The sequence below is a fragment of the Kitasatospora sp. NPDC058965 genome (assembly GCF_042741245.1).
GTDB lineage: Bacteria > Actinomycetota > Actinomycetes > Streptomycetales > Streptomycetaceae > Kitasatospora.
This window is the reverse complement of the sequence record NZ_JBHYKG010000067.1, coordinates 22,445-31,663: the sequence shown is the minus strand read 5'-3', so window position 1 is coordinate 31,663 and position 9,219 is coordinate 22,445. Positions and strand designations below refer to the sequence as shown.

11 protein-coding genes and 1 pseudogene are annotated in these 9,219 nt (G+C 73.6%); 9 read left to right on the top strand and 3 right to left on the bottom strand.

Translation table 11 applies throughout. From position 1 onward, the window contains the following. Both ACFW1A_RS14205 and ACFW1A_RS14200 read right to left on the bottom strand, forming a co-directional pair. A pseudogene (locus ACFW1A_RS14205) lies at positions 1-447 on the bottom strand (hypothetical protein); the annotation flags it as partial. Between the two features lie 11 nt (positions 448-458). Beyond that, on the bottom strand, positions 459-2,225 hold the full coding sequence (locus ACFW1A_RS14200) for an oxidoreductase (protein ID WP_380408666.1): 1,767 nt from the start codon (positions 2,223-2,225) through the stop codon (positions 459-461). Positions 2,226-2,318: 93 nt separating this feature from the next. Here ACFW1A_RS14200 and hisD point away from each other — a divergent pair, with 93 nt between their 5' ends. The 8 genes from hisD to hisF are packed head-to-tail and all read left to right on the top strand — an operon-like array spanning position 2,319 to position 8,108. Then, on the top strand, positions 2,319-3,647 hold the full coding sequence (gene hisD, locus ACFW1A_RS14195; protein ID WP_380408664.1) for a histidinol dehydrogenase: 1,329 nt from the start codon (positions 2,319-2,321) through the stop codon (positions 3,645-3,647). Then, complete coding sequence (locus ACFW1A_RS14190) at positions 3,648-4,745, top strand: histidinol-phosphate transaminase (RefSeq protein WP_380408662.1); 1,098 nt, start codon at positions 3,648-3,650, stop codon at positions 4,743-4,745. A 5-nt stretch (positions 4,746-4,750) separates the two neighbouring features. Then, positions 4,751-5,344, top strand: coding sequence for an imidazoleglycerol-phosphate dehydratase HisB (hisB, locus tag ACFW1A_RS14185; RefSeq protein ID WP_380408660.1), 594 nt, complete (start codon positions 4,751-4,753; stop codon positions 5,342-5,344). Then, entirely contained in the window at positions 5,341-5,493 is a 153-nt protein-coding gene (locus tag ACFW1A_RS14180; protein WP_380408658.1) for a hypothetical protein, read from the top strand. The genes hisB and ACFW1A_RS14180 overlap by 4 nt, the downstream gene beginning before the upstream one ends. A 20-nt stretch (positions 5,494-5,513) precedes the next feature. Continuing rightward, positions 5,514-6,149, top strand: a complete 636-nt coding sequence (gene hisH, locus ACFW1A_RS14175) for an imidazole glycerol phosphate synthase subunit HisH (RefSeq protein WP_380408656.1) — start codon at positions 5,514-5,516, stop codon at positions 6,147-6,149. Positions 6,150-6,169: 20 nt separating this feature from the next. Then, complete coding sequence (gene priA, locus ACFW1A_RS14170; RefSeq protein WP_380408654.1) at positions 6,170-6,895, top strand: bifunctional 1-(5-phosphoribosyl)-5-((5-phosphoribosylamino)methylideneamino)imidazole-4-carboxamide isomerase/phosphoribosylanthranilate isomerase PriA; 726 nt, start codon at positions 6,170-6,172, stop codon at positions 6,893-6,895. After that, positions 6,892-7,341, top strand: coding sequence for a Rid family hydrolase (locus ACFW1A_RS14165; RefSeq protein ID WP_380408652.1), 450 nt, complete (start codon positions 6,892-6,894; stop codon positions 7,339-7,341). Before priA ends, ACFW1A_RS14165 begins: the two co-directional genes overlap by 4 nt. After that, positions 7,338-8,108 (top strand): imidazole glycerol phosphate synthase subunit HisF, encoded by a 771-nt coding sequence (gene hisF / locus ACFW1A_RS14160; RefSeq protein ID WP_380408650.1) that lies wholly within the window; start codon positions 7,338-7,340, stop codon positions 8,106-8,108. The genes ACFW1A_RS14165 and hisF overlap by 4 nt, the downstream gene beginning before the upstream one ends. A gap of 11 nt (positions 8,109-8,119) precedes the next feature. Here hisF and ACFW1A_RS14155 read toward each other — a convergent pair whose 3' ends face one another. Next, positions 8,120-8,698, bottom strand: a complete 579-nt coding sequence (locus ACFW1A_RS14155) for a hypothetical protein (protein ID WP_380408648.1) — start codon at positions 8,696-8,698, stop codon at positions 8,120-8,122. 96 nt (positions 8,699-8,794) lie between these two features. Between ACFW1A_RS14155 and hisI the strand changes: the two genes are divergently transcribed. Then, positions 8,795-9,178 (top strand): phosphoribosyl-AMP cyclohydrolase, encoded by a 384-nt coding sequence (gene hisI / locus ACFW1A_RS14150; RefSeq protein WP_380408646.1) that lies wholly within the window; start codon positions 8,795-8,797, stop codon positions 9,176-9,178. Positions 9,179-9,219 lie beyond the last annotated feature (41 nt).

Sequence of the window (9,219 nt, the reverse complement as noted above, 5' to 3'; positions counted from 1 at the left end):
GTCCCAGGAGGCGAGGGGGAGCAGCACCGGGACCGGCTCGCCCGGGGCCGGCTCGTCCAGCAGGCGCAGCAGCAGCAGCACGGCGACGCTGGACTTGCCGGCCCCCGGTTCGCCGAGCAGCACCAGGCGCCGCTGCGGCAGCGCCAGGAACGCGGCGGCGAAGGCGTCCAGGTCGCCGGCCCCCGCCGATTCCCACGCGCCGGCCAGCGCGACGTGGTCCCCGTGCGCCGCCTGGTCGGCCACCCAGCGGGTGGCCAGCGGCTGCGGATCCAGCAACCCCCGCACCTGCGCCTCGCGGTACCACTGCGCCCGCACCACGTGGGCCAGCCGCAGGCCCGCCAGCTCCTCGGGCGTCAACTCCCGCGTCACGAAGGTCGGGTTCACCGACCCGTTGATGGTCCCGGCCTGGACCACGAAGACGGCCCGGCCGCTGAACTCGTTGTGCACCTCCACCAGGATCAGCCCCGCTGCAGGACCCGGGTGGCGCCCGTCACCACGGTGGAGGCCAGCACCCAGCCGGAGAGCACCAGGGCCGCGCCCAACCACTGGCCGAAGCCGGCGGGGGCCCAGCCGTCCTGGCCGAAGTTGACGATCGGGAGCACCAGGCTGGCCGCGTAGAGGGCGGGGTTCCAGTGCGGGTGCTCGTCGGGCTTGACCGGGGCCGGCGGGTGGCCGGTGAACCAGAGGGTGCCCACGGCCCAGGCGGCGAGCAGCCAGAGCGCGGCCCGGCCGGGGCGGTAGCCGTAGCCGACGGTGACGTCCTGCAGCCGGGACCAGAGCCGCCCGGGCAGCGGCAGGGTGCGGGCCCGGCGTTGCTGCTTGGCGTACTGGACGTGCCGGGCGTCGTCGTCCAGGCCGTCCCGGCGCAGTGCGGCGGCCAGCTGCTCGTACGGCTCGGGGTGGAACTTGTCGAGCGCGCCGTCCAGCCAGGCGATCCGCTCGTGGATGCTGTGGTAGGCGCCCTCCGGCGGGCGCAGCGCCTCGTAGGAGAAGCCGGTCAGGCGCACCTTGTGGTCGCGCGGCCAGGCGGTGGGCCGGTCCACCAGGTTGCCGACCCGGGCCCGGGAGAGCGCCACCATGCCGGTGGGCGGGGCGGGGCAGGTGAACCGCAGCTCGGGCGTCTGGATCCGGCGCATCGAGAGCTCCTGGTCCCGGCCCAGGTGGAACTCGGCGTAGTTGATCAGGCAGGCGCTCTCGAAGCGGGCGTCCTCCAGCCGGACCCCGCCGAAGGCGCGGAACGGGATGCCGTTGTCGTGGTCCTCGCCGAAGTCCTGGCCGTAGACGCTCTCGGTGGCCGCCTCGGTCGCCTCCTCCAGCGCCTCCTGCGCCGCGGCCGAGAAGGGGCGCCGGCGCGCCGCCGGCACCGCGCCGCGGTACGGCCCCGGGTCGCCGATCGGCCGGCTGTACCGCAGGTCGGGCCCGCCGGTCCGGGCCTCGACCTCGGCCCGCTCGGCCTGCTCCCGCGCCTGCGACTGGGACTCCAGCGCCGCCCCCCTGGGGTCCCGCCAGCCGGTCAGGTAGAAGGTGCTGCCGACGCTCAGCCGGGCCGCGTTGAAGCAGTTCTTCTTCCCCTGCCGCCCGCGCAGCTGGGCCCCGCGGAGCGAGAACCGGCCGCCGATCCGCGCGGTGCGCAGGCTCAGCTCGCCGTCGCACTCCAGCCGGTCCGCCTCGAAGTCCTGGTGCACCGCCATCCCGTCGGCGGAGAACGCCCGGCCGAACTGGTCGGCACCCACCTGGAGGTAGTTGGCGATCAGGTCGGTGCCGATCTGCGCGTCCGTCAGCCGGACCCCGTACGGCACGGTGCACCGGGCCAGCACCAGGTCGCCGGCGGTGTCCAACCGGGAGGCGTCGAGCCGGGGCAGGTGGCAGCCGTCGATCCGGAGGGTGCCGGCGTGCGCCTCGGAGAGCACGATGCCGGTGTCGAAGAAGCAGTCGTGCAGCTCCACGAAGGTCTCGAAGCGGCCGCCGGCCAGCCACAGCCGCCCGGTGACCTTGACGCCGACCAGCTTGAGCCCGCGGACCCGGCCGGGCTCCGCCTCCGGGCCGGCCAGCAGCAGCCGGGCCAGCGTCTCGGCCCGCACGGTGCGCTCCGGTCCCCAGTCGGCCCCCCGGGCCGGGTCGTCGGCCGCCCGGTCGCCCGCCGACAGGTCGAGGATGTCGCCGCGCCCGAAGGCCCGCCACAGCCGCTGCTCGACCTTGCTCCAGCCGGTCGGAGCCTGGTCCATATCCGATACCCCCCTTGTTCGAACGTCTCAGGGTTCGTATCACGGACTGAAATGCGGGGCCACCGGTTCCGGCCACTCCTTACACTTGGCGCTGTGATCTCTCGAATCGATCTGCGCGGATCCACCTCCGATCCGCGTGACCTGCTGCCCCGTGCCGAGTTCGACGTGGAGGACGCCCTGGAGAAGGTGCGTCCGATCTGCGAGGACGTGCGCCATCGCGGCGTGGCGGCGCTGATCGAGATCACCGAGCGGTTCGACGGGGTGCGGCTGTCCTCCACCCGGGTCCCGCCGGCGGAGATCACGGCCGCGCTGGAGACGCTGGACCCGAAGGTGCGGGCCGCGCTGGAGGAGACCATCCGGCGGGTCCGGATCGTCCACCGCGCGCAGCGCCGCACCGACCACACCACCCAGGTGGTGCCCGGCGGCACGGTGACCGAGCGCTGGGTGCCGGTGGACCGGGTCGGCCTCTACGTCCCCGGCGGCCGTGCGGTCTACCCGTCCTCCGTGGTGATGAACGTGGTCCCGGCCCAGGAGGCCGGCGTCCAGGGCCTCGCGGTGACCTCGCCGCCGCAGAAGGACTTCGGCGGCAAGGTGCACCCCACCGTGCTGGCCGCCTGCGCGCTGCTCGGCGTCACCGAGGTGTACGCGGTCGGCGGCGCCCAGGCGGTGGCGATGTTCGCCTACGGCACCGAGGAGTGCGCCCCGGTCAACCTGGTGACCGGCCCGGGCAACATCTTCGTGGCGGCCGCCAAGCGGCTGCTCAAGGGCCGGATCGGGATCGACGCCGAGGCCGGGCCGACCGAGATCCTGGTGCTGGCCGACGACACGGCCGACGCCGGCGAGGTGGCCGCCGACCTGATCAGCCAGGCCGAGCACGACCCGATGGCCGCCTCGGTGCTGGTCACCGACTCGGTCGCGCTGGCCGGCGCGGTCGAGGCCGAGCTGGTCGAGCAGGTCGCGCGGACCAAGCACCGCGAGCGGGTGACCACCGCGCTGGGCGGCCGGCAGTCGGCGGTCGTGCTGGTGGACGACCTGGAGCAGGGCCTGGCGGTGGCCAACGCCTACGCCGCCGAGCACCTGGAGATCCAGACCCGGGACGCGGCCGCGCTCGCCGCCCGGGTGCGCAACGCCGGCGCGATCTTCGTCGGCCGCTACGCGCCGGTCTCGCTGGGCGACTACGCGGCGGGCTCCAACCACGTGCTGCCCACCGCCGGTTGCGCCTGCCACTCGTCCGGCCTGTCGGTGCAGTCCTTCCTGCGCGGCGTCCACGTGGTCGACTACAGCAAGCAGGCGCTGGCCGAGGTGGCCGCGCACGTGGTCACGCTGGCCGACGCCGAGGACCTGCCCGGCCACGGCGACGCCGTGCGAGCCCGCTTCGACTGGACGGTGCCCGACGCGCCCGTCACGGAGGACCAGAGCTAAGTGGAGATCGACGAGCTGCCGGTCCGCGACGAGCTGCGCGGACAGTCGCCCTACGGCGCCCCGCAGCTGGACGTCCCGGTCCAGCTGAACACGAACGAGAACCCGTACCCGCTGCCCGAGCCGCTGGTGGCCCGGATCGCCGAGCGGGTGGCCGAGGCCGCCCGCGGGCTGAACCGCTACCCGGACCGGGACGCGGTCGAGCTGCGCGAGGGCCTGGCGGCCTACCTGACCCGGACCGGCGGGCACCCGCTGGTCCGCGAGCAGGTCTGGGCGGCCAACGGCTCCAACGAGGTCATCCAGCAACTGCTGCAGACCTTCGGCGGCCCCGGCCGCAGCGCGCTCGGCTTCGAGCCCAGCTACCAGATGCACGAGCTGATCTCGCGCGGCACCGGCACCCGGTGGATCGCCGGACCGCGCAGGGACGACTTCACCATCGACGAGGACGCGGCCGTGGCCGCGCTCGCCGAGCACCGTCCGGACGTGCTCTTCATCTGCTCGCCGAACAACCCGACCGGCACCGCGGTCGCCGCCGGGACGGTGCTGCGGCTGTACGAGGCCGCCCAGGCGGTCAAGCCGACCCTGGTCGTGGTGGACGAGGCCTACGTCGAGTTCTCGCACCGCGCCTCGCTGCTGCCGCTGCTGACCGGCCGTCCGCTGCTGGTGGTCACCCGCACCATGTCCAAGGCCTTCGGCGCGGCCGGCCTGCGGCTGGGCTACCTGGCCGCCGACCCGGCGGTGGTGGACGCGGTGCAGCTGGTCCGGCTGCCGTACCACCTGTCGGCCGTCACCCAGGCCACGGCGCTGGCCTGCCTGGAGCACACCGACACGCTGCTCGGCTACGTCCAGCGGCTCAAGCAGGAGCGGGACCGGGTGGTCGAGGCGCTGCGCGCCCTGGGGCTGGAGGTCACCGACTCCGATTCCAACTTCATCCAGTTCGGCGTCTTCGAGGACCCGCAGGCCGTCTGGCGGTCGATCCTCGACCACGGCGTGCTGGTCCGGAACAACGGCGTGCCGGGCCGCCTGCGGGTCACCGCCGGCACGCCCGAGGAGAACGACGCGTTCCTGGCCGCCGTCGCCTCAGTGATCAAGGAGCTGTAGACCCTATGTCCCGCATCGGGCGCGTGGAGCGCACCACCAAGGAGACCTCGGTCCTGGTCGAGATCGACCTCGACGGCACCGGGGTGACCGACATCTCCACGGGCGTCGGGTTCTACGACCACATGCTCGACCAGCTCGGCCGGCACGGTCTGTTCGACCTGACCGTGAAGACCGAGGGCGACCTGCACATCGACACCCACCACACCATCGAGGACACCGCCCTCGCGCTGGGCGCCGCCTTCAAGCAGGCGCTCGGCGACAAGGTGGGCATCTACCGGTTCGGCAACTGCACCGTGCCGCTGGACGAGTCGCTCGCCCAGGTCACCGTGGACCTGTCCGGCCGCCCGTACCTGGTGCACACCGAGCCGGAGACCATGGCGCCGATGATCGGCACGTACGACGTGACGATGACCCGGCACATCCTGGAGTCCTTCGTGGCCCAGGCCCAGATCGCCCTGCACGTGCACGTGCCGTACGGTCGCAACGCGCACCACATCGTGGAGTGCCAGTTCAAGGCCCTGGCCCGGGCCCTGCGCTACGCCGCCGAGTTCGACCCGCGGGCGGCCGGGATCCTCCCCTCGACCAAGGGTGCGCTGTGAGCAAGTCCGCTGTCGCGTTCATCTTCGTCGGCCTCTTCCTGGCCGGCGGCGTCTACTCCTTCTCGAAGCAGAAGGTGTCCAAGGGCATCATCGCCGTGCTCGCCATCGGGTCCGTCATGAGCCTGGCCGCAGGCGTCATGCGCCTCTGACTAGCACGGGAGTACGACTGATGGCCAAGAACGTGGTGGTGCTCGACTACGGCTCGGGCAACCTGCGGTCGGCGCAGCGCGCGGTGGAGCGCACCGGGGCGAACGTCACCGTCACCTCCGACTTCCAGCAGGCGCTGGACGCGGACGGACTGCTGGTCCCCGGCGTGGGCGCCTTCGAGGCCTGCATGCGCGGGCTGAAGGCGGTCCGCGGCGAGCAGCTGATCGGCCGCCGGCTGGCCGGCGGCCGCCCGGTGCTCGGGATCTGCGTCGGCATGCAGATCCTGTTCGAACGCGGGGTCGAGCACGGCGTGGAGACGGCCGGCTGCGACGAGTGGCCCGGCACCGTCGAGCCGCTGCAGGCACCGGTGATCCCGCACATGGGCTGGAACACCGTGGCCGCGCCCGAGGGCAGCCGGCTCTTCGCCGGGCTGGACCCGGACACCCGGTTCTACTTCGTGCACTCCTACGCGGTGCGGCGCTGGGAGCTGGAGGTGCACAGCGCGCGGCTGCACGCCCCGCTGGTCACCTGGGCCACCCACGGCGAGCCGTTCGTCGCCGCGGTGGAGAACGGCCCGCTGTGGGCCACCCAGTTCCACCCCGAGAAGTCCGGCGACGCCGGCGCCGCCCTGCTCACCAACTGGGTCAACACCCTCTGACGCTTGGAAAGTTGCCAACGATGAGCCGCCTCGAACTGCTTCCCGCCGTCGACGTCCGTGATGGCCTGGCGGTCCGCCTGGTCAAGGGCGCCTCGGGCACCGAGACCTCCTTCGGCGAGCCGCTGGCCGCCGCGCTCGCCTGGCAGGCGGCCGGCGCCGAGTGGCTCCACCTGGTCGACCTCGACGCCGCCTTCGGGACCGGCAGCAACCGCGACCTGCTGCGCGAGGTGACCGGCGCGCTGGACATCAAGGTCGAGCTGTCCGGCGGCATCCGCGACGACGAGTCGCTGGCCGCGGCGCTGGCCACCGGCTGCACCCGGGTCAACCTGGGCACCGCCGCGCTGGAGACCCCGGAGTGGGTCGCCAAGGTGATCGCCGAGCACGGCGACAAGATCGCGGTCGGCCTGGACGTGGTCGGCACCACGCTGCGCGGCCGCGGCTGGACCAGCGACGGCGGCGACCTGTACGAGGTGCTGGCCCGCCTCGACTCCGAGGGCTGCGCCCGCTACGTGGTCACCGACGTCAACCGCGACGGCACCCTGACCGGCCCGAACCTGGAGCTGCTGCGCAACGTCTGCGCCGCCACCGACAAGCCCGTGGTCGCCTCCGGCGGCGTGTCCTCCCTGGACGACCTGCGTGCGATCGCCACCCTGGTGCCGGAGGGCGTCGAGGGATCGATCGTCGGCAAGGCCCTCTACGAGCACAAGTTCACCCTCGAAGAGGCCCTGGAGGCTGTGTCATCGTGACGGACCGTCGGATCGTGCGCGGCAGGCTGCCCGGCTCCTCCCCGCTGGAGGAGGGGCTCGGGTCGTCCCGTGCCGTGGCGGCCGGTGACCACGTCCACGTGGCGGGGTGCACCGCCTGGGTGGACGGCCGGATCGAGCGCGAGGGCGACCCGTTCGCCCAGGCGCTCACCGCCTTCGACAACGGCCTCGCGGCACTCGCCGCGTACGGTCTGACGGCCGCGGACGTGGTCCGCACCCGGATCTACCTGACGCACGTGCGGGACACCGAGGAGGTCGGCCGGGCGCACCGGCAGGTCTTCGCCGAGGTCCGCCCGGTGACCACCATGGTGGTGGTGGCCGGGCTGGTGGACGCCCGGCTGATGGTCGAGGTGGAACTGGACGCCCACCGCGCCGGCCTGGCGCAGACCCTGGAAGCCCCCGAACCCGTGGAAAGCAGCCCGAAGTGACCCTGGCCGTACGTGTGATCCCCTGCCTGGACGTGGACGCGGGCCGGGTGGTCAAGGGCGTCAACTTCCAGAACCTGCGCGACGCCGGGGACCCGGTGGAGCTGGCCCGGGCCTACGACGCCCAGGGCGCCGACGAGCTGACCTTCCTGGACATCACCGCCTCCTCGGGCGACCGGGAGACCACCTACGACGTGGTGCGGCGCACCGCCGAGCAGGTCTTCATCCCGCTCACCGTGGGCGGCGGCGTGCGCGCCGTGGCCGACGTGGACAAGCTGCTGCGCGCCGGGGCGGACAAGGTCGGGGTCAACACCGCCGCGATCGCCCGGCCGGAGCTGGTGCGGGAGATCGCCGAGCGGTTCGGCCGCCAGGTGCTGGTGCTCTCGGTCGACGCGCGGCGCTGCCGGCCGGGCACCGGGACGGAGTCCGGCTACGAGGTGACCACGCACGGCGGGCGCCAGGGCACCGGCCTGGACGCGGTGGAGTGGGCGGTGCGGGCCGCCGAGCTCGGGGCGGGCGAGATCCTGCTCAACTCGATGGACGCGGACGGCACCAAGGACGGGTACGACCTGGCGATGATCCGCGCCGTCCGCGAGCGGGTGGCGGTCCCGGTGATCGCCTCCGGCGGGGCCGGCAAGCTGGCCGACTTCGCCCCCGCCGTCGAGGCCGGCGCCGACGCGGTGCTGGCCGCCTCCGTCTTCCACTTCGGCGACCTCACCATCCCCGACGTCAAGGGCGCGCTGCGCGACGCCGGCCACCCGGTCCGCTAGCGCCCGTCGGCTCAGCCGGTGGAGGGCGCGGCCGCCGGGCTCGACGGGGCCGCGGTGGCCACCGGCTTGAGCGGCTGGGCCAGCTTGCTGCCGCCCTGCCGCTGCGAGGCGGTGAGCAGGCAGGTCGCGTCCCGCTGCCCCTGGTTGTAGTACGCCAGCGACGGGCCCATCGGGAAGCCGTACCAGGTGCCGCCGCCCTGCTGCGCCTCCCAGGCGGTGACGTAGGGCTGACAGGCCTTCAGCAGCGCCAGCGCGATCTGGCTCTCCTTCGCCAGCCCGTCCGGCAGCACCGGGTTGGCGATCGACTCCCCGTCGTGCGGGCCCTGGCACGGGCGGACCTCGGCCACCGTGATCACCGGGCTCAGCTGCGGGTGGTCCACGCAGGTCCCGACCGGGAACCACGGGTAGGGCAGCTGCTTGGTGGGGGAGGGCGACGGGCTCGGGGACGCCGGGGCCGAGGAGGCGGGCGGTGGCGCGGCCGCCGGGTGCTTGGCGCCGCCGGGCCACAGCAGCACCGCCGTCACCCCGGCCAGGGCGACGAGCAGCACCACCACGGTCGCGGCCGTGCGGGAGCGCGGGGACTTGGTCATGGCGACAGAATCCCGCAGCGCGGTGCTCCGCGGGGGCGGTTTCCAGGAGTTGGTCGCTGCCCCCGTCGACGCCGTCGGCCTGCCAGAATGGGCCGCATGTCATCCGTACCGCCGCCCAGCCCCGCCGCCCCCGGCAGCACCGCCCTCGACCCGGCCGTCGCCGCCCGCCTCAAGCGCAGCGCGGACGGACTGCTGCCCGCGATCGCCCAGCAGCACGACACGGGCGAGGTGCTGATGCTCGGTTGGATGGACGACGAGGCGCTGCACCGCACCCTGACCACCGGCCGCTGCACCTACTGGAGCCGCAGCCGCCAGGAGTACTGGGTCAAGGGCGACACCTCGGGCCACGTCCAGCTGGTGAAGTCGGTCGCGCTGGACTGCGACGGTGACACCCTGCTGGTCAAGGTCGACCAGACCGGCGCGGCCTGCCACACCGGCGCCCGGACCTGCTTCGACGAAGACGTGCTGCTCGCCGGCTGACCCGGCCGCGACCATCCCCCCGAGAGATCGCCCCCCCGAGA